Source organism: Streptomyces sp. NPDC049970 (assembly GCF_040660235.1).
Taxonomy (GTDB): domain Bacteria; phylum Actinomycetota; class Actinomycetes; order Streptomycetales; family Streptomycetaceae; genus Streptomyces.
This window is the reverse complement of the sequence record NZ_JBFALP010000008.1, coordinates 166,240-185,975: the sequence shown is the minus strand read 5'-3', so window position 1 is coordinate 185,975 and position 19,736 is coordinate 166,240. Positions and strand designations below refer to the sequence as shown.

The following is a 19,736-nucleotide window of genomic DNA, read 5'->3' as shown; positions in this document are numbered from 1 at the left end:
GGGGGTGGCTTTCCCGGTGGGTGGAGGTCAGTTGACCTTGCGGTCGGAGCCGTCCCAGAACCGGTTCCGCAGTTCGCGGCGGAGGATCTTGCCGCTGGGGTTGCGGGGGACGTGGTCGATGAACTCGTACTTCGCGGGCAGCTTGAACGCCGCCAGCCGAGGGGTGAGGAAGGTGTGCAGGTCGCGGGCGCGGACGGGCTCGCCGCCCAGGTCGGCGGGGACGACGAAGGCGTGGACGTACTCGCCCCACCGGTCGTCGGGCGCTCCGACGACCACGGCCTCGGCGACGCCGGGGTGGTGCTCCAGGACGTTCTCGATCTCCGCCGGGTAGACGTTCTCCCCGGCCACGAGGATGGCGTCCTTGATCCGGTCGCGGATGAAGACGTATCCGTCCTCGTCGACGAAGCCGGCGTCCCCGGTGCGTATCCAGCCGTCGACGAGCGTCTCAGCGGTCTTGTCGGGGAGGTTCCAGTACTCCAGCATGCGCGCAGGTGTGGCCAGGCAGACCTCGCCGACGGCTCCGGGCGGCAGTACGGTGCCGTGGTCGTCGATCACCTGGACCCGCACGCCCGGGTAGGGGCGGCCCGCCGCCTGCATGAGGGGCGATCCGGGTTCGTGGACGGCGGGCGGCAGGCAGACGGCTGTGTTGCCGGTCTCCGTGAGCCCGTAGATCTGGGCGAACTCGCAGCGGAACACGGCCATGCTCTGCTCCAGCAGAGTCTCGGAGATCGGAGACCCGCCGTAGACGATCTTGCGCAAGGTGGCGAAATCGGCCGGGGTGACGCCGGGCCGGGTCAGCATCATGCGCAGCATGGCCGGGACCACGCAGGCGGTGGTGATCCCGAGCCGGTGGATCAGCTCGACCGCCCCGGCCGCGTCGAAGGCGGGCATCGCCACGACGGTGGTCCCGGCGTTGAAGTTCTGCGTCGCCCACCAGAGGCCGCCGATGTGGAAGCCGGGAATGCCGATCAGCGCGATGTCTCCTGCCCGCCAGTCGATCCAGTCGACGTCTGCTTCGGCCATGGCGTCCGCGATGGCGAAGAAGCTCCGGTGGGCCAGGACGACGCCCTTGGGCAGCCCGGTGGTGCCGCTGGTGTAGAGCTGAGCTACCGGGGTGTCGCGGGTGGCCGCGTACGCCTCGGCGGCTCCAGTTCCGACAGCTTTCCAGGCGGCGTAGCCTTCGGCCGCGTCGAGGACGACGATGTGTTCGGGCGGTGTGGCGGGCATACCGTCGACCACGGGCCGGAACTCCTCCTCGACGAGGAGGAGCCGGGTGCCGGAGTCGTGGAGGATGTGGCTGACCTCGGGTGACGTCAGACGCCAGTTGACCGGGACGAGGACGGTTCCGGTCTTGGCGCAGGCGAAGAGGACCTCGTAGTAGCGCTCGGACTCCTTGCCGAGGTAGGCGACCCGGTCACCGGCAGTGAGACCTGCCGCTCGCAACGCCTGCGCGGTGCGGTCGCTCTCACTGTGCAGTGCGGCGTAGGTGAGGGTGGTGTCGCCGCAGATGACCGCCGGGGTGTCAGGCTGGTGTTCGGCGTGGAAGCGTGCGGTGTCGACGAGTGTGGTGAGTCTGTGGAGTCTGTGATGCGGCCGGGCGCCCGGTCGTGGGCCGTCAGGGGATTCCATGTGTGGTGTCCGTCCGGTGCCGGCCCGCGCTGGCGGGCGGGGAGGTCAGGTGATGTTGACGAAGGCGAGGGTGGCGTCGCCGTCGCACCGTCCGTCCTGGGCGTCGCCGTAGCGGTAGGCGGTGGTGGCCATGAGAAGTGGCTTGCCGCCGGGCGAGCGCCGCTCGACGGAGCGGAACTCCATCTCGCCGTGAAAGTCCCGCGGGTCGACGGGCCGTTGGAAGCGGGAGGCGAAGCGGGCGATGAGGATGTCCGGCAGCTGACGACGCCAGAAGTCCTCCAGCGTCCAGCTCTCGAAGCCGCTCAGAAGCCTTTCCTTCACCGACTTGGCGACGAGGTAATACATCATCTGGTTGTAGGCGATGTTCACCTCGACCGCGTTCAGATGGCCGGTGTCCTCGATGTAGCAGGACTCCGGGATCGCGAACGTCGCGCGCACCCGGGAGAGTCCGTCGGGCAGGGCGGACACCTCGGCGGTGAGCAGGTAGCGGCAGTGGTGTTTGTACGGGGTGAGCACCCGGGGCAGTAGTTCCTGGTCGGTGGCGAAGGTGTGCGTCGGGGCGGTGTCGGTGACGGTCATGCCGCCTCCAGTCCGGCGTGCAGCTTGCGCTCGTCGTGGACGGTGACGCGGAAGGAGACCGTCGGCTCGGGCGTGGTGGTGTGCCGGGCGCAGTGGATGAGGCTGCGGTTGTCCCAGACCAGGAGGTCGCCCTTCTCGAAGCTCTGGAGGTGGATGTTCTCGTGCGCGAAGTCGCGGTCGAGCTGTCCGGTCGCCTCGAAGAGCCGCTGGAGAAGTTCCTCGTCGAGCGGCATTCCGTCCTCGTCCTCGATGCCGACGGTGAAGCCCTCGCTGAGGTAGAGCACCTTCTCACCGGTCATGGGGTGGGTGAAGACGGTGGGCTGGCGGACGGCGGGCGTCTTCTCCTCGACCTCCTGGATGATCTCCGAGAGCGGCCGGTAGACGTCGTGGGGACGGACCTTGAAGTACTTGCGTACGGAGTGGAGGCAGCGTGCGCCCTCGACCTCGCCCTTGAGGTCATCGGGCAGCCTCTCGTAGGCCGCGCCCATGTCGATGAAGTACGTGCCGCGGTTCTTGGCCGGTATGACCTGCGGATAGATCAGGGTGATGCCGAACGGGTCGGGCATGAACTGGTAGTCGGCGTGCCAGAACTTGCCGGTCTTGGGGACGCCGACCTGCTTGCCGTTCTCGGGGACGTTGGAGGAGACGAACACCTCGGAGACCTCGGGGTGCTGGTACATCGGCTCGTAGTACGTCTCCGGGCGGCCGAGCCGCCGGCCCAGCTCCAGGAACGCCTGTGGGGTGAGGCGCTGCCCTTTGAGGACAGCGATCTTGCGGCGGTAGACGGTCTCTTTGAGTGCCGCGATGTCGTTCTCCGAGGCCGACGTGTGGTCGAAGTCCTCGACGGATGCGCCGATGGCGGTTCCGGTGTGGTCGGTGATGCGCACGCTGGTGCTCCTTCTGATGCGGTGGCGGATGTGTTGGGCCGTGATCGCGTCAGGCGGCCAGGCGGGCGTCGATCAGCTCTGCGGTCGCGCCGAGCGTGAGGTCAGGGACGAGTTCGCTGTCCTCGACGGTGACGCCGAGGTGGCGTTCGATGTGGATGCTGATCTCGACCATCGTCAGCGAGTCGACGTCGAGGTCGGCGTACGTCGCCTCGGGCCGGAAGTGGTCGGCGGGGGCGTCGTGCAGAGTGGTGAGGATGGACACCAGCTGCTCGTAGGTGGCGGTCACGGGGCGGATTCCTTTTCGTGGTCGGCAGGTTCGGCGGCCGGGGGCAGTTCCGGCCAGGTGAGGAGGCAGGAGCCCCAGGTGAGGCCGCCTCCGAAGGCGGTGAGCAGGACCTGGTGGCCCGGTCGCAGGAGCCGGTTCGTGTGGTCGTCGGTGAGAGCGAGCGGGATGGATGCCGCTCCGGTGTTTCCCACCCTCTCCACGTGGGTGGCGCAGCGGTCTGCGGGCAGGCCCAGGTCGGTGGCGACGGTGCGCAGGATGCGGAGGTTGGCCTGGTGGGGCACGAACCGGTCGATGTCGTCCACGGTCAGGCCGGAGCGGTCCAGCACGGTGCGGGCCGAGTCCGTCATCCGGGTCAGTGCGTGGCGGTAGACCTCCTTGCCGCGCATCGCGAAGTGCCGCTCGGTGTGTGAGGTGCGGGAGGGGTCGGCGGGGAGGCGGGAGCCGCCGGCCGCGACGGTGATCATGTCCTCGTGGCCGCCGTCGCTGCCGAGGTCGAAGGAGCCCAGGGCGCCGGGTTCGTCGGCGTACCCGTCGCGCAGGACGACGGCCCCCGCCCCGTCCCCGAAGACGACGGCGTTCTGCCGGTCGGCCGGGTCCACGATGCGGGAGTACACGTCCGCACCGATCACCAGCACGCGGTCCGCCACACCGGAGGTGACCAGCCCCGCTCCGGCGGCCAGGGCGTAGACGAACCCGGTGCACACCGCGCCGACGTCGAAGGCCGCCGCCCCGGACAGCCCGAGCCGTGCGGCGACCAGCGGAGCCGTGGCGGGACAGGGCCGGTCAGGGGTGGTGGTGGCCACCACGACGGCATCGGCCGTGGCCGTACCGGAGTTCGCCAGGGCTCGGCGGCCTGCGGCGACGGCCAGGTCGGACGTGGCCTCGTGCGGGGCGGCGAGGTGCCGGAACCGGATGCCGGTCCGGGTCCGTATCCAGGCGTCGTCGGTGTCGAGCCGGGCCGCCAATTCGTCGTTGCCCACCTTGTGCCGGGGCAGGTGTCCTCCGACGCCGCACAGCACGGCGGCGCGGTCGGGTCGCCCGGCGGAAGTCGCGGACACGGTTCTCCTGGTGGGTGGTGTGGTCGCAGGCATTGGGGCGTTCACGGGGAGGTCGCCCTCCGGGTCGCGAGGGCGACGAGCGCGCCGAGCGCCAGGGCCCCGGACATCGCGAGCAGTGCGGTTCGTATGCCGTCAAGCAGCGCCGGGGCGGAGGACTGCTGGCCGATGCCGGAGGCGGCGGCGACGAGCAGGGCGAGGCCCACGGCGCCGCCGATCTGAAGGGAGGTGGACGCGATCCCGGAGGCAATGCCCTGGTCGCCCGGAGCCACCTCCGAGCCGGCGGCGATCCACAGGGCAGTCCACGCTGAGCCCTGGCCCAGGCTGATGAGCACGATGCCCGGCAGCAACGACAGGTAGGAGCCCTCCGCTGCGACGGCGGGCACCAGGGCGAGTGCGCCGACGGCACCGGCCGCCAGCCCCCCGACCAGCATCCGCCGCGTCCCGAAACGGGCGACGGCGGGCGGCCCCGCCTGGGTGCCCGCAGCGACGACGACGGCCGGGAGCAGGAAGCAGAGCCCGGTGACGAAAGCGTCGTAACCCCGCACGGCTTGGAAGTACAGGGTGAGGAAGTACGGCAGCGAACTGAACGTCGCGCTGAACAGAGCCGCCACCGCCGTGGCCAGGACCAACCCTCTGTGCCGGAGGAGCCGGACGGACACCAGCGGATCCGGAGCTCGGCGCTCGATGGCGGCGAAGAGCACAAGGAAGAGGATCCCTACCGCTGCCGCAGCGAGGGAGGCGAGGCGAGTCCAACCCCAGGCGGGCGCGTACACAAACACGAAGACCACCAAGGTGAGCCCGCCGGTGGCGGCCAGCGCCCCGGCCGCGTCGAAACGACGCGTACGGTCCCGGGGCGCGTCGGCCGGGAAGAGGAGCCACCCCAGCACGGCCAGAGCCAGGGCCACGGGGACGTTGACCAGGAACACCGAAGGCCAGCCGTACCCGTGGACCAGGACACCGCCGAGCAGCGAGCCGAAGCACAGGCCACCCGCACCGGCAGCGCCCCAGATCGCGAGCGCCCGGTTGCGCACCGGTCCTTCGGCGTACGTGGTGTTGATGAGCGAAAGCGCGGCGGGGAACAGCAGGGAGCCGCCTATCCCCTGGGCCGCGCGGACTGCGAGCAGCACACCGGGCGACTGGGCGAGACCGCCGATCAGGGAGGAGACCGCGTATATCGCCGTGGCGAGGACGAACATCCGGCGGCGGCCCAGGAGATCAGCCGCGCGCCCGCCGAGCAGCAGGAAGCCGCCAGTGGTGACGACGTACGCGCTGACCACCCATTGGAGGTCGTGGTCGGAGAACCCGAGGCCGAGGCCGATCTCCGGCAGCGCTACGTAGACGATGCTGTAGTCGAGGGAGATGACGAGTTGGGCGAGCGCCAGGACGACCACGGGGAGGCCGAGGCGCTGGCGCCCGGCCGTCGACTCGGGTGCGGTAGCGGACATGAACGTCCCTTTCTGGGTGTGGGCCTGGCGTCCAGGCCGAGCAGGAGCAGTCGGGGCGGGCGGGCATGCCGGAGGTCGCCCCGTCATCGGGCACAAGGCGCGGGAGCACGTCCTGCCGCACGCCGGTGGGCGGACGATGCGGGACGCCACCCGGGATCTCACATGTCGGCGAGCAGCTTCCGTACCTCCGTCACCAGGACTGTTAGCGCCCTGCGTTCGGGCACGGTCGTCTCGGGGTGCCAGAGGTCGGCCAGGAGACAGGTCCGGGGGCGCTCACCGCGGTTCTCGGCATGGTGCTCGAAGGAGTAGTCGAAGAGCAGACAACGACCCTCCTCCCAGGTACGCGTCTCACCGGCGACTGTGATGTCGCAGTCGTCCGGGATGTCGACGGCGAAGTGGAGGTTGATGCTGAAGTTCCACAGATCGCTGTGCGGAGCGATACGGGACCCCGGGAGCAACGTGGAGAAGTGGCTTTCCAGGAGCGGACAGATGAGTCCGTCGGCGACGGCGACATCTCTGATGACGCTGAAGGCAGTGGGTGCCAACTCAATCGACCTTGTTTGGAGTTGACCGTCCTGGTAGATGTAGAGGGACTGCCAGTCGTCTTGGCGGGTCAGGTAGTGCTCGTAGTCCGAGAACGCCGTGCGGCGTGTCTGCCAGGCGCGCTCGTGCTCGGAGCGGATCGCGCCGTGCGCGTTCTCCAAGGCGTCGACCAGCGAGGCGATGGCCGGATCGCTTCGCGGATCGTGCCAGGGCTGCTGTGAAATTCCTGGCAGGATCCATTTGGCGCCCGCCTGAAGGGGATGTCTCGGCATTCCTCCCGGGGCCATCATCTCCTCCACCCGCGCCAGCGAGTCGGGGCCGAATTCCTCACGTATCGCGGTGAACTGCTCGCACGTCGACTGCATCGCGCATTCCTTCCCGCCCGTACTGCGAAGGTCTCGACCATGCGTCGCGACCTTCGCAGTAGCTGCCTCATCGAAGGTTGGTGGCCGCTTCGTAGTAAAAGTCGAAGGGCAGTCCGGTCGAGTTCCCGCCGTGACCGAGAAATCAATCGGAATCGCACCCCACGGGGAAGTGGCCAGGCTCAGTCACTTTCAAGCGACGTATCGGGGCCGAAGACGGTGAAGAGGGTGTCGACGACCTCGTCCGAGGCCGTCTCCCTGCTTCCCGCGTTGTAGGGCGGCTGCGGCGCGTACTCGATGAGAAGCTGCACGGCCTGCGCCACGTCGTCGCCCGAGATCCGGCCGGCCAGCGTCAGGGCCATGTCGATACCGGCCGAGACGCCGGCACCGGTCGCGTACTTGCCGTCGATGACCACGCGCTCCGGCGTGGGCGTCACCCCGAACTCGGTGAGCTGGTCCAACGCTCCCCAGTGGGTCGTCGCCCGGCGGCCGGACAGGACTCCGGAGGCGGCCAGCACCAGCGATCCCGTGCAGACCGATGTCATCCAGGTCGCGGAACGGTCGACCGTTCTCAACCAGTCGTGCAGAGCGCCGTCAGCCATCTGGTCCGCCTGCCCGGGGCCTCCGCCGACCAGGACCACATCGGGAGCGGGCACCTCGTCCAAGTGCTTTACGACATTGATCGACAGGCTGCCCAGATCGTTGGTCACGAGGCCGGGATTCTCGGCCACGAAGACGGCCTGGGCCCCCGGCAGGCGTCCCAGGACTTCGTAGGGGCCAATGACGTCCAGTGCGGTGTATCCGGGATAGAGCACGATCGCTACCTGCACGTAAATCTCCTCGGTTAATCGGTCATAGCGCACGCACGAAGAAGGCGGGAATTTCGCACGAGTGGAAGAAGCCGATGTGGTTCTCCGCTCAGTCCGCGAACGCCCCGCCACCCGGGAGCCGAAGATTCCGAGAGCGCTCCGCGCAGCCGGAAGTTCGCCGCCGTCGCCGAAGAAAGCAGCTAACGGACCGCCCCATAAGTCGGATGGAAACGATGCCGAGTTCCCACCCTCGGCGAAGTTCACCAGTGGGATGGCGAAGTCCCGGGGGAAGGTGGGAAACCCGCCTCGGCTTCAGGGTGTGGAGCCAAGGGTGACCGGTCGGACCACGGCCTGCACGGTGACCGTCCCGGACCGTTGAAAGTCGAGAGTGAACGTGACCCGGCTCCCGGGACGCCACGAGGGATCGGAGCGGAGGGTCACCGCCGAGCCTTGGGGGGACATTGCCACCTCCCCTTTCGCCGGAATCTCCACGCTCCCGGACCGCTCGCGGTAGGCCCCGTTGGCCGCGTTCATACGGTGCGTGGTCAGCTTCGGGGCCGATGCCGCCGAGGACGACACCGAGCGGAGCCGGTCCGGCGCGCCGCCGGTGTTGACGATGTGGAAGTAAGCGTTGGTGTCCCGCCCAGGCATCACCGGCAGCAGCACGCGGGCCTCCCGCACCTCGATGTTCGCAGGGCTGCCCGCGTAGCCGGCGGCTGTCCAGGCGGAAAGACCGCCGACAGCTGCAAGGGAGGCGACGGCCAGTGCCGTCCCCGTCGCGGCCGCCTGGCGGGCACGGCGAAGGCGGCCGGACCTCGGCGGACGGAGGTTCTTCATGAACGCGCTCCCTTACGGAGAGGAAGGGGATATGAGGTTCGCCGAGACGAACCCTGCGAGGCTGGGTGGGTAGGTCACGTCAGGCTCCTGGGGGCGGTACGGCCACGGCGCTGCCGGGCCGGGGACGGCTGCCAGGTGCGCAGGCGCAGGCTGTTGGCCACTACGAGGACGGAGCTGAGCGACATCGCGACGGCGGCGACCATGGGATTCAGCAGCCCGACCATGGCCAGCGGCATCGTCACGGCGTTGTAGCCGAAGGCCCACGCCAGGTTGGTGCGGATGGTGCCCAGCGTGTGCCGGGCCAGCCGGACCGCGTCCGCGAGCGCCTCGATGTCGCTGCGTACGAGCGTGACGTCGGCGGCGCCGATCGCCACATCGGTCCCGGTGCCCATGGCGATGCCCAGGTCCGCGCCGGCGAGTGCGGCGGCGTCGTTGACGCCGTCCCCGACGACGGCGACCCGCCGGCCTTCGGCCCGCAGTCTGCGTACCAGTTCAGCTTTGTCCTGCGGTGTGCAGCGAGCGTGGACCTCCGCGATGCCGAGGTCCTCCGCGACCGCCCGTGCGACCGCGGCCCGGTCGCCGGTGGCCAGCACGGGGCGGACCCCGAGCCTGCGCAGCCGGTCGACGGCGCGGTAGCTGCCGGGCCGTACGAGGTCGGCCACCTCCATGATCGCGGCGGGAGCGCCGTCCACCCGTACCAGTACCGCCGTACGGGCCGCTTCGTCCGCTCGTTCGCGGGCCGCCGACAGAGCGGCGGGCAGCTCCGTTCCGTCGGGTGCGACCACCTCCACGGCCCGCCCGTCCACGTGCCCGCTCACACCGTGCCCGGCGGTGGCCCGGAATCCGGACACGGCAGGCAGTGGCCCGCCTCCGCCCGCACGGCGCGCATGGGCTGTGATCGCCCGGCCCAGCGGGTGCTCCGAGCCTTCCTCGACCGCGCCGGCCAGCCGGGCGACCTCGTCCGCGTCCGGTCCGTCGGGTGTCGCGGTGATCCGCCCGACGCTCATGTGCCCGGAGGTCAGGGTGCCGGTCTTGTCGAGCACCACCGTGTCGACGTGCTTGAGCCCTTCCAGTGCCTGCGGCCCGCTCACCAGGACGCCCAGCCGCGCTCCGCGCCCGGTGGCGGCCATCAGCGCAGTAGGTGTCGCGAGGCCCAGGGCGCACGGGCAGGCGACGACGAGGACCGCCACGGCGGCGGTGATCGCGGCCTGGGGGTCGGCGCCGGCGCCGAGCCAGAATCCGAGCGTTGTGGCCGCGAGGGCGAGGACGACCGGGACGAAGACGCCGGCGATCGTGTCAGCCAGCCGCTGGGCCCGTGCCTTACCCGCCTGGGCGTCCGTCACGAGCTTGGTGATGCGGGCGAGCTGCGTGTCCGCTCCTACTGCGGTCGCACGCACCAGCAACAGGCCGCCCGCGTTGACCGATCCTCCGGTCACGGAGCTTCCCGGGCCGACCTCGATGGGCTCGGACTCGCCGGTGACCAGGGACAGGTCGACGGCGGAGCTTCCCTCGGACACCTCCCCGTCGGTGGCCACCCGTTCACCGGGACGTACGACGAACACCTCGCCGAGTCGCAGCCGTTCGATCGGCAGGCGTATGTCCTCGCCGCTACGGCGTACCGTGACCTCCTTCGCGGCGAGCTGGGCGAGCGACCGCAACGCCGCCCCGGTCCCGCGCCTCGCCCGGCCTTCCAGGAACCGACCCAGCAGGACGAACAGCGGTACACCCACGGCCGCTTCGAGATAGACGTGCGCCACTCCGTCGGAGGCGGAGGGCACCAGGCTGAACGGCATCCGCATGCCGGGCATGCCTGCTCCCCCGAGGAACAGCGCGTACGCCGACCAGAGGAACGACGCGAGCACGCCGAGCGACACCAGCGTGTCCATGGTGGCGGTGGCGTGGCGCAGTCCGCTCAGGGCGCGGTGGTGGAAGGGCCAGGCTCCCCAGGCTGCGACCGGAGCGGCGAGCACGAAACACAGCCACTGCCAGTTGTCGAACTGGAAGGGCGGTGCCATCGACAGGACGAGGACGGGCAGCGAGAGCGCCGCGGTGGTGGTCAGCCGCTCGCGCTCCCGCCGGACGTCGTCCTCGGCCGTGTCCTCGACCCGCCGCTGTGGTTGCCCTTCGACCGGGGGAACCACCACGTGTGCCGTGTATCCCGCGGCCTCGACGGCGGACGTCAGCTCGTCGACGGTCACCTCGGCTGGATGGCTGACGCGGGCCCGGCCGGTGGCGAGATTCACCTCCGCCGTGACCCCGTCCAGCTTGCCCAGCTTGCGCTCGACCCGTCGCACACAGGCCGCGCAGGTCATACCGCCGACGGTGATGTCCGTCATCGCCGCCGTCGGTGTCGCCTCAGCCGCCATCAGTGACCGCCCCCATGCTCCATGGGCATGTCCCCGTCGTCGGCGGGCGTGTTGCCGGTCGCTCCCGGACCGTGCATGCCCGGCGCGACGGGCCCCACCGCGTTCCCCACCGCGTATGCGCCCGCGAACAGGACCCCGAGCAGAAGCAGCAACACCCACAGCGCCGGTGGCGGGACGCCCCGGCCGGAATTCGCTTCGGGTCCGGGACCTGCCGTCTGCTCCACGGAGTGCTCCTCGCGGTTCTGGATGCGAGCCGTGCTGCGACGGCTCGTGACGGTCCAGAAGTCGAAGGCGCTCCGCCCGGAGTTCCCCGCCGCACGAGTGAGCAGCGTCACAGCACCCGTGCGAGTGAGGTGAGGAGTGGCAAGAGGGCGGAGGGACGACCGCGGTGCTGACCGAAGGACCTGGTCAGTGGTCAGGTCTCGGGGTTTCCAGGACCCGCGTGACCGTCATGCGGTGACAGCTGCGTCGAGGTGACCGGCTTTGGCCTCCTCGACCAGGGACCCGAACTGGTCCGCACTCATCTCCACGCGCTGCCCGAAGTCGTCGGTGATGACGATCCGGCGTTCGACCGGAGCGCTTTCGTCCACGAACAACTGCGGGCACCCGCAGTTGCAGTTCCCGCAGAAGGTCGCCAGGGGCTCGGGGGATCCGGTCATCGCTCTCTCCTCCATTCGTGGCCTCCGGCTGAAGCCGGAGACGAATACGGAGGTAATGCCCCCGGCCGCCGGGCCGCAAGCTCGGCCGTCGTCCTGTGCGGATGCACAGTGACCCGCCCGCGCGCACCCGATGCTCCCGGAACTCCAGGGGTGGCGGGAACCAGAAGGCCCCCCTGTACGACCCCTTTCACGTGTCGACCCTGTGGATGGCCATGCCGTCGAAGCACACTGCGTCGTCCGCAACAGGCCGCACGGGACCCGGCAGGGAGCCGCTGCGGGAACAATGCCAGGATTGGGTGCCATGTCGGTGGGATGGCGGTTTCGCGCCGCACGGTCCGCGTTCTTCGCGGTCGTGTGCGTGGCTCTCGCTGCCTGCGGCCACGTCCTCATGTCGGACGATGCACTGCCCTGGTGGTTTCTGGCCCTGTGCGTAGGAGGAGTCGGCACACTGGCCTGGCTCGTCACTGGACGGGAACGGGGCCAGGTAACTGTCGTCGCTCTCACCGCCGCGGTACAGGCAGCACTCCACGGCGTGTTCACGCTCGTGCAGACCGCGCCGCAGGCGGCCACGGGAGCCGGAGGTGATTCCGGGCTCGCCGAGCGATGGGCGGACGCCTTGCTCTGCGGCCCGCACAGCGACACGGCCGCAGCGGCGCGCGCCTACGACGTCGCGACGCAGGCCGGTCTCACCGACAGCATGCCGCTGCCCCGACTCGAAGGCGGTTCCTCCGCCATAGCGGCGCTCGGGCACACCGCCGCTCACGGTGCCCACGCGACCCCGCCCATGCACGACATGGGAGCGATGACCGGCAACGCTTCCTGGGGCATGCTCGCGGCGCACGTGGTGGCGGCGCTGCTGTGCGGCGTGTGGCTTGCCCGCGGTGAGCGGGCCGCCTTCCAGATTCTGCGAGCCCTGGCGGACCGGTTCCACCTTCCCCTCGCACTTCTCAGCGCCCTCCGGCCCCACTCGCCCGCTCCCCCCGCGTCCGCGGTCGACCGCTCCGTCACGCTTCCACGCCCGCGACTGCTCGTCCACACGCTCGTCACCCGGGGACCTCCGGGGGAGATCGCTGTCCACTGACAGCTGGATCACGTCGGCTGCATCACCGCCGACGTGCGTCCTTGCAGGTGATGCACGGACGCGATCTCCCAACTTCCGGATTGGCGCACGCCCGTGGGCCGCGCCCTGTCCGGACACCCGGAAGGAACCGCAGTTCCCATGCTTCCTGCCCAAAGACAACCCGCGGTGACGGAGGACGAAGTCACCGCCTGGGCTCTCGGCGCCGCGGCCGGCGACGCCGATGCCTTCGAGCACGTCTTCCGTGCCCTCCACAACGACGTACGTCGATATGTCACCGCTCTGGCCGACGACTTTCAGATGGCCGACGACCTGGTGCAGGAGACCTTCCTGCGCGCTGTGAGCACCGTCCATCTCTTCCAAGGACGGGGCTCGGCTCGCGCCTGGATACTGACCATCGCCCGCCGAACTGTCGTCGACAGCCTGCGGCGTGCCGCTTCCCGGCCCCGTCTGACTGACACGTCTGACTGGCAGCACGTAGCGGAGTGCAGCCAACCGCGTGACCTGCCCGGCTTCGACGAGGGCATCGCTCTCATGGCCCTCGTCGACTCGCTCCCGGATGCCCGCCGCGAGGCGTTCGTACTGACTCAGGTCCTGTACATGCCGTACGACGACGCGGCTCGTGCCGTCGCGTGCCCGGTGGGAACCATCAGATCCCGGGTCTCGCGAGCACGTACGACACTGTGCGCCATGCTCGACGACAGGGCGGAGCCTGCTCTGGCCTGCTGACCGAGCCTGATCTCGCCGGGTCTGCACGACCGCTCGGGGCGCGGACTGCGCACCGAGCGGTCGTTCATCGGCTGAACCCGCAGCACATCCCGTACGCCTTCCCCTCCAGCCGCTACCTCGCTCGGCCCCGCCGCACGAGACCGGTGGCCGAGTCACCGACGAGGAAGGCGAGCAGCGTGATGCCCAGCAGCGGAAGAGCCCAACCCAGTAGGACCGTGAGAGGTATGCCCAGAACGAGCACCGGCAGCGGGATGCGTCGCCAGGCGCTCCGCTCGGGTGCCCTTCCGAGGCGCGCTGCACTGCCTTGGCGTGTGGGGCGGCGCTGCCACCACATCCGGTATCCCCAGAGGGTCACCGTGATCAGGCTCAGAGCGATCAGTGCCAGAAGGATCTGGTTGACGACGCCGAACAGCACGCCCATGTGCCCCTGCACGCCCAGCTTGCTGAGCTTGGCCGGCAGTGGGTAGTCCGCCCAGCGGCTGTGCGAGGTGACCTTGGCGTTGGTGGTGTCCACGGCGACCTGGTCGTAGTGCACCGGCCACACGTTGTCGCCTTGAGCAACGACCCAGGCGCTTGCCACGTCCGTGGGGGGCGTCACCGTGACAGTTCCTCCCAGCCCGGCCTGGCGCGCGACGGCGAGAGCCGTATCGACCCCGTCCGTCAGCCGACCGGCGCGGACGAGCGCCTGCCACGGCGGTAAGCGATCTCCCCCCGGAGGATGTCGACGGCGAGGAACACTGCCAGCGGTATACCGAGGAGCGGCACGAAGTACCCGACAACCGCGACGCAAACCATCAACGGCACGAGTACGTGGGGCGGAACCTTCTGCCAGGCACCGCGCGGCATGGGGCGGCCGAAGGACGAACCGCGTCCGCGTCGCCACCACATCCGGTAGCCGAGCAGGATCAGCACGATCACACCTGCGGTGAGGGCGGCCAGTACGAGCTGATTGGCCAGACCGAACAGGCTTCCGGTGTGTGCGTCGATGCCCCAGCGGGACAGCTTGGCCAGCAGCGGGAAATCGGCGAACCGCACCACATCGGTGACCTCCCCCGTGGCCGGGTCGATGGCGACCGCATCCTGCTTCTCGGGCCAGCTGCGCTGGATCTGGCGCACGACGTAGGCGGTCGATGCGTCGGCCGGAGGGACGATCTCCACCGGGTTCGAGAGACGCTCGCCACGGGCTGCGTTCACTACGGCGTCCAGGCCGACGTCCTCGGCGGGCGTGCCGACGGATCCGCCCGACGGCATGTGCTCGGCGTGTTCGCCCCCGGATGCGAGGCCGGCGGAGACGGCCGGCGTGGTCTGGCTGAGGGCTTCACGCAGGTCGGAGACGCTCGCACCGGCATACGTCGACCAGGTCAGACCGGTGGCGGAGAGGAAGAAGAGCCCGACCGCCGCCCAAGCCCCCACGGTGCCGTGCAGGGAGAGGGTCCGCCTGCGCCCACTCGTGCCGCGCACCCTGCGGCGGGCCCGGCGCCGTCCGAACCACAGGACGAGGCCACCGCCGGCTATCACCCACAGCCAGCTCGCGGCGAGCTCACTGTAGAGACGGCCTGTCTGGCCCAGATGCAGATCGCGGTGGAACTCGTCGATCCAGGTACGCAGAGGCAGCGCGCCCGACGAGCCGTACTGCTCCAGTGCCCCTGCTAGTTCTCCGGTGTACGGATCCACGAACACGGCGAGCGTGTGTCCTTCGTCCACACCCTTTACACCGGACAGAAGCACACGGGTCGTCGCACCGTCTTCGGGCGACGGGCGGATCGCGCTGATGCTCCCTTCCGGATGCGCCTGTCGGGCTGCTGCCACCTGCCGCGAGATCGGCAGTTCGCTCTTCCCCACGGGGACCCGGAGCTCGTCCGCGTACACGATCTTCTCGGCCTGGTACGAAGCGGCGTAGAGGAACCCCGTTGCGGCCGCGACCAGAAGGAACGGGGCTATCAGTACACCGGCGTAGAAGTGCAGCCTCATCGCCAGGGGCCGAAGGGCAGCCCACGCACCAGGCCCTTCGGATCCGCCGGTTACTGGGGTTCCCCGCTCCTCGACCGAGGCACGGACTGCTGGCTCGACGGACAAGGCTGCTCTCCTCAAGGGCGTAAGGGTGTGCGGGCAGACCAAGGCCAGCCGGTCCAGAAGTCGGCTGCGAGCGCAGACCAGTTCCCCGGGCCCACTGTGGTCTACACCACAAATCACCCCCGATTCCGGTGCTCGCGTTGCTGTGAAGTCACTCGTGAGCAGATGCGGAATTCCGGCCGCGAACTCACATGACTGCGGGCCGCGCCGGGTGTTGACATGGGCATCGGCGATGGTTGTGCCAGGGCGAGCCGACAGCGTGCGCGCCCGGGAACCGTGTTCCGCTGTCGACGAGCGCGATCATCGTCTCGGTGTCGGCGCAGCCCCAAGCCGTGGCGGGCGCACGACGACAGCTACGGCACCTCGCCGCGTTGTCGGAGCGGCCAAGTCGGTCCACGGCGGCCGCTACGAGGCCGTCATAGGGGCCCTTCTCGTCGCGGAGCCAGGGGCCCAGCTTCGGGCGGGACACGGGGTCGGTGGCGCCCGATACCTCCACTCCGAGCAGGTATTTACCGCATCCGTCGTAGGGACGTTCGATCGCATGTGGGGTCGCACCGTGCAAGATTCTCTCCGTTCGCGCACGCATGGTACGGAGAATCGGCGGCACGACCCGTGGGAGCGATCTTGGTCAGCCCAGGAAGCTCAGACGAACCTGACGGTTGGCATTGTCCTTGTTGGTGTCCACCAAGCAGACGGACTGCCACGTCCCGAGCTCCAGCCGCCCCCCGATCACCGGCAGGGTCGCGTGCGGTGGGACCAGGGCGGGGAGTACGTGGTCTCTGCCGTGGCCAGGGGTGCCGTGGCGGTGGCGCCAGCGGTCGTCGGCCGGCAGCAGGTCCTGGAGGGCGGCCAGGAGGTCGTCGTCGCTGCCGGCGCCGGTCTCCAGGATGGCGATCCCGGCGGTCGCGTGCGGCACGAAGATGTTGAGCAGGCCGTCCCGGCCGGGGGCGGTGCGGGTGAGGAACTGTGCGCAGCCCTCGGTCAGGTCCGTGACCGTCTCGGTCCGTCCCGTGGTGACGCTGAGCAGGTGTGTGGCAAAGGTGTCGGGCATGGCCCCATTCTCCCCGGACGGGGCGAAAGCATCTCCTCCGAACACGCGCCTCTTCTCCGAGGTGCGGACGGTGCGGCCAGTGCGGGATCTGCGGACACGGCGGACACGGCGGACGGCACCAGGGAAGATCCGCCGCCTCTCCCAGGTTGGTAGAAGCGTGAACAACTTCGGGATCCGTGAGCTGGACGTGGTCGTCATCGGCGCCGGGCAGGCAGGGCTGTCCGCCGCCTATCACCTGCGGCGCGCCGGGCTCGAGCCCGACCGGGGCTTCGCCGTGCTCGACCACGCGCCGCGTCCCGGCGGCGCCTGGCAGTTCCGCTGGCCCTCGCTGACGTACGGCAAGGTGCACGGCATGCACGCCCTGCCCGGCATGGAGCTCACCGGCGCGGACGACAGCCGGCCCTCGTCGGAGGTGATCGGCGGGTACTTCGACGCGTACGAGCGCCGGTTCGGCCTCCGTGTCCATCGGCCCGTGGAGGTGCGCGCCGTACGCGACGGCGGGGATGGGGGCGGGCGCGGGCGGCTGCTGGTGGAGACCTCCGAGGGTACGTACGCCACTCGGGCGCTGATCAACGCCACCGGCACGTGGGACCGGCCCTTCTGGCCGCGCTACCCCGGCCAGGAGACCTTCCTGGGGCGGCAGTTGCACACCGTGAACTACCCGGGGCCGACGGAGTTCACCGGCCTGCGGGTGATCGTGGTCGGCGGCGGCGCTTCGGGCACGCAGCACCTGATGGAGATCGCCGATGTGGCGGCCGGTACGTACTGGGTGACGCGCCGGCCACCGGTGTTCCGGGAGGGGCCCTTCGGCGAGGAGGCGGGCCGGGCGGCCGTGGCGATGGTGGAGGAGCGCGTACGGCTCGGGCTGCCGCCGCAGAGCGTGGTGAGCGTGACCGGGCTACCGCTCAACGACGCAGTCCGGCGCGCTCGCGAGCAGGGGGTCCTCGACCGGCTGCCGATGTTCGAGCGGATCACCCCGAACGGCGTCGCCTGGCCGGGCGGGGTGACCTGGCCGGACAAGGTGGCCCGCCCGGACGGCCGGACCGTCGAAGCGGACGTGATCCTCTGGGCGACCGGCTTCCGGCCCGCCGTCGATCATCTGGCGCCGCTGAGACTCCGCGAGCCCGGCGGCGGCATACGGGTCGAGGAGACCCGTGCCGTCCGGGACCCGCGTGTCCACCTCGTCGGCTACGGCCCGTCCGCGAGCACCATCGGAGCCAACAGGGCCGGGCGCGCAGCCGTGCGTTCGGTCACCCGGCTGCTGGACGGCGTCCCCGCCTGACCGCGCCGCAGCATCGGCCTACACCCCGAACCGGATCGCGGGCATCGGCGTCCACCCCGAACCGGATCGTGGGGAGTAGGCGTGGGCCGGGGCAGGGGTTCGGGGGTTCGGCCCGAGCCGAGCGCCGGTCCCGTGCGTGGCCCGCCTGTCGGCGGTCCCCGCGCGGACGCCGGGCCGCAGCCGTCTCACACCACCGCGGGTGCGGGGGCCGCGTGGCTGTCGCGGCGGATCAGGGCGGCGTAACGGCCGTCCCGGGCGAGCAGTTCCTCGTGCGTGCCGCGTTCCGCCACTCGGCCGGCGTCGAGGACAACGATCTGGTCCGCGTCACGGACGGTGGAGAGTCGGTGCGCGATGGTGAGCGTGGTGCGGCCCTCGGACAGGGCGTCGATGGCCTGCTGAACGGCGTGTTCCGTGCGGGTGTCGAGGGCGCTGGTCGCCTCGTCGAGAATCAGCACGGGCGGGTCACGGAGGATCGTCCGGGCGATCGCCAGCCGCTGCTTCTCGCCGCCCGAGAAGCGGTATCCGCGTTCGCCGACGAGGGTGTCGTAGCCGTCGGGCAGGCCGGCGATGTGGTCGTGGATCTGCGCGGCGCGGGCCGCGGCCTCGATCTCCTCGTCGGTGGCGTCCGGCTTGGCGAAGCGGAGGTTCTCGGCCACCGAGGCGTGGAAGAGGTAGGTCTCCTGGGAGACCACGCCCACAGCGCGCGCCAGCGTGTCGAAGTCCAGGTCGCGCACATCGACGCCGTCGAGCGTGACGCGGCCCTTGGTGACGTCGTACAGGCGCGGCACCAGGTAGCTGAGCGTGGACTTGCCCGATCCGGTGGGGCCCACGACCGCCAGGCTGTTCCCGGCCGGTACGGTCACGTCGATGCCGCTCAGGGTCGGGCCGCTCTTCTCGTCGTAGCCGAAGGTGACGTCCTCGAAGGCGATCTCGCCCCGGACGTGCTCCAGCCGTACCGGCTTCTCGGGTTCGGTGATGTCCACCTCGAGATCGAGATACTCGAAGATGCGGGCGAACAGGGCGAGGGACGTCTGCATCTGCACGCCGGTGGAGAGCAGGCTCACGGCCGGCCGGAACAGGCCCTGCTGGAGTGAGACGAAGGCGACGAGTGTGCCGATGGAGACGCCGGTGGCACCCGACTGGAGGGTGAGCCCGGCCGCCCAGTAGATGACGGCGGGCATGGCCGCCATCACGATCCCGATCGTCGACATCCGCCAGCGGCCGGCCATGTTGGAGCGCACTTCGAGGTCGACGAGGCGCTCCGACTCCTCGGCGAAGGTCTTGGTGAGGGAGTCCGAGCGGCCCATGGTGCGGCCGAGCAGGATGCCGCTGACCGACAGCGATTCGGTGACGGTCGCCGCCATCGCGGCCATCTGCCGCTGGCGCTGCGTGGTGATCTTCTTGCGCTCCCGGCCCACTCTGCGGCTGATCCAGACGAAGACGGGCAGCAGGAGCAGCGAGACGACGGTGAGCCGCCAGTCCAGCGCGAGCATGGCGACCACGGTGGCGATGACCGCGGTGAGGTTGGAGACCAGGGAGGTCGCGGTGGAGGTGACCGTGGCCTGCATCCCGCCGATGTCGTTGGCGATGCGCGACTGGACCTCGCCGGTGCGGGTCCGGGTGAAGAAGGCGAGCGGCATCCGCTGCAGCTGGGTGTAGACGGCGGTCCGCAGGTCGTGCATGACGCGCTGGCCGACCGTCGTCGAGATCAGGGTCTGCAGGACGCCGAAGACGCTGTTCATCACCGCGGTGAGGATCATGCCGAGCGCGAGCAGCGTGAGCAGCCCCGTGCGTCCCTGGGGAATCGCGGTGTCCAGGATCTCGCGGAGCAGGAACGGCGATGCGACCGACACCAGCGAGGAGGCGCCGACCAGCAGCGCGACCACGGCGAGCCTGCCGCGGTAGGGGCGGAACAGCCGGAAGATGCGGCGCAGCTCGGCGGGCGGCTGCCCGTCTTCCGCGGCGGCGGGTGTCCAGGTGGGTTCGTCGGGTTTCATGGGCTCCTTCGACAGCGTGCGAGAGGGGTGTGCCGGGCTCTGGTTCCGGGCTCTGGGTTCCGGGGA

18 protein-coding genes and 1 pseudogene are annotated in these 19,736 nt (G+C 70.1%); 3 read left to right on the top strand and 16 right to left on the bottom strand.

Annotated features, from left to right (window positions below):
• Nucleotides 1-27 precede the first annotated feature (27 nt).
• The 12 genes from AB0I83_RS17505 to AB0I83_RS17450 form a co-directional block, all read right to left on the bottom strand.
• The gene (locus AB0I83_RS17505; RefSeq protein WP_363305149.1) at nt 28-1,629 is read right to left on the bottom strand and encodes a long-chain-fatty-acid--CoA ligase; all 1,602 of its coding nucleotides are present in this window, start codon (nt 1,627-1,629) and stop codon (nt 28-30) included.
• Between the two features lie 45 nt (nt 1,630-1,674).
• Nucleotides 1,675-2,208, bottom strand: a complete 534-nt coding sequence (locus tag AB0I83_RS17500; protein WP_363305148.1) for an FcoT family thioesterase — start codon at nt 2,206-2,208, stop codon at nt 1,675-1,677.
• Complete coding sequence (locus tag AB0I83_RS17495) at nt 2,205-3,095, bottom strand: TauD/TfdA family dioxygenase (protein ID WP_363305147.1); 891 nt, start codon at nt 3,093-3,095, stop codon at nt 2,205-2,207. Before AB0I83_RS17495 ends, AB0I83_RS17500 begins: the two co-directional genes overlap by 4 nt.
• A 49-nt stretch (nt 3,096-3,144) precedes the next feature.
• Nucleotides 3,145-3,381, bottom strand: coding sequence for an acyl carrier protein (locus AB0I83_RS17490; protein ID WP_056792546.1), 237 nt, complete (start codon nt 3,379-3,381; stop codon nt 3,145-3,147).
• A complete protein-coding gene (locus tag AB0I83_RS17485) occupies nt 3,378-4,439 on the bottom strand; it encodes a beta-ketoacyl-ACP synthase III (protein ID WP_363305146.1) in 1,062 nt (353 codons plus the stop codon). The genes AB0I83_RS17490 and AB0I83_RS17485 overlap by 4 nt, the downstream gene beginning before the upstream one ends.
• A gap of 41 nt (nt 4,440-4,480) precedes the next feature.
• The gene (locus AB0I83_RS17480; RefSeq protein WP_363305145.1) at nt 4,481-5,884 is read right to left on the bottom strand and encodes an MFS transporter; all 1,404 of its coding nucleotides are present in this window, start codon (nt 5,882-5,884) and stop codon (nt 4,481-4,483) included.
• A gap of 158 nt (nt 5,885-6,042) precedes the next feature.
• On the bottom strand, nt 6,043-6,792 hold the full coding sequence (locus AB0I83_RS17475; RefSeq protein ID WP_363305144.1) for an aspartyl/asparaginyl beta-hydroxylase domain-containing protein: 750 nt from the start codon (nt 6,790-6,792) through the stop codon (nt 6,043-6,045).
• 179 nt (nt 6,793-6,971) lie between these two features.
• Complete coding sequence (locus AB0I83_RS17470; protein ID WP_363305143.1) at nt 6,972-7,619, bottom strand: DJ-1/PfpI family protein; 648 nt, start codon at nt 7,617-7,619, stop codon at nt 6,972-6,974.
• Between the two features lie 291 nt (nt 7,620-7,910).
• Nucleotides 7,911-8,435 (bottom strand): copper chaperone PCu(A)C, encoded by a 525-nt coding sequence (locus AB0I83_RS17465; RefSeq protein ID WP_363305142.1) that lies wholly within the window; start codon nt 8,433-8,435, stop codon nt 7,911-7,913.
• Between the two features lie 74 nt (nt 8,436-8,509).
• A complete protein-coding gene (locus AB0I83_RS17460; RefSeq protein ID WP_363305141.1) occupies nt 8,510-10,801 on the bottom strand; it encodes a heavy metal translocating P-type ATPase in 2,292 nt (763 codons plus the stop codon).
• On the bottom strand, nt 10,801-11,136 hold the full coding sequence (locus AB0I83_RS17455; RefSeq protein ID WP_363305140.1) for a hypothetical protein: 336 nt from the start codon (nt 11,134-11,136) through the stop codon (nt 10,801-10,803). Before AB0I83_RS17455 ends, AB0I83_RS17460 begins: the two co-directional genes overlap by 1 nt.
• A 114-nt stretch (nt 11,137-11,250) precedes the next feature.
• Nucleotides 11,251-11,460, bottom strand: coding sequence for a hypothetical protein (locus AB0I83_RS17450; RefSeq protein ID WP_103759856.1), 210 nt, complete (start codon nt 11,458-11,460; stop codon nt 11,251-11,253).
• A gap of 388 nt (nt 11,461-11,848) precedes the next feature.
• Between AB0I83_RS17450 and AB0I83_RS17445 the strand changes: the two genes are divergently transcribed.
• Entirely contained in the window at nt 11,849-12,541 is a 693-nt protein-coding gene (locus tag AB0I83_RS17445; RefSeq protein ID WP_363305139.1) for a hypothetical protein, read from the top strand.
• Nucleotides 12,542-12,679: 138 nt separating this feature from the next.
• Entirely contained in the window at nt 12,680-13,267 is a 588-nt protein-coding gene (locus AB0I83_RS17440; RefSeq protein ID WP_363305138.1) for a sigma-70 family RNA polymerase sigma factor, read from the top strand.
• Between the two features lie 112 nt (nt 13,268-13,379).
• Here the strand turns inward: AB0I83_RS17440 and AB0I83_RS17435 are convergent.
• From AB0I83_RS17435 to AB0I83_RS17425, 3 genes and pseudogenes are all read right to left on the bottom strand, one after another.
• Nucleotides 13,380-13,922, bottom strand: a pseudogene (locus AB0I83_RS17435) (PepSY domain-containing protein); the annotation flags it as partial.
• Nucleotides 13,923-13,927: 5 nt separating this feature from the next.
• Nucleotides 13,928-15,343 carry a PepSY domain-containing protein gene (locus tag AB0I83_RS17430; protein WP_363305137.1) on the bottom strand — a complete coding sequence of 472 codons (1,416 nt, stop codon included), beginning with the start codon at nt 15,341-15,343 and terminating at the stop codon, nt 13,928-13,930.
• A 625-nt stretch (nt 15,344-15,968) separates the two neighbouring features.
• A complete protein-coding gene (locus tag AB0I83_RS17425; protein WP_363305136.1) occupies nt 15,969-16,391 on the bottom strand; it encodes a YjbQ family protein in 423 nt (140 codons plus the stop codon).
• Nucleotides 16,392-16,548: 157 nt separating this feature from the next.
• Between AB0I83_RS17425 and AB0I83_RS17420 the strand changes: the two genes are divergently transcribed.
• Nucleotides 16,549-17,673 (top strand): NAD(P)-binding domain-containing protein, encoded by a 1,125-nt coding sequence (locus AB0I83_RS17420; RefSeq protein WP_363305135.1) that lies wholly within the window; start codon nt 16,549-16,551, stop codon nt 17,671-17,673.
• Between the two features lie 185 nt (nt 17,674-17,858).
• Here the strand turns inward: AB0I83_RS17420 and AB0I83_RS17415 are convergent, their stop codons facing one another.
• Nucleotides 17,859-19,670 carry an ABC transporter ATP-binding protein gene (locus tag AB0I83_RS17415; protein ID WP_363305134.1) on the bottom strand — a complete coding sequence of 604 codons (1,812 nt, stop codon included), beginning with the start codon at nt 19,668-19,670 and terminating at the stop codon, nt 17,859-17,861.
• Between the last annotated feature and the right edge of the window lie 66 nt (nt 19,671-19,736).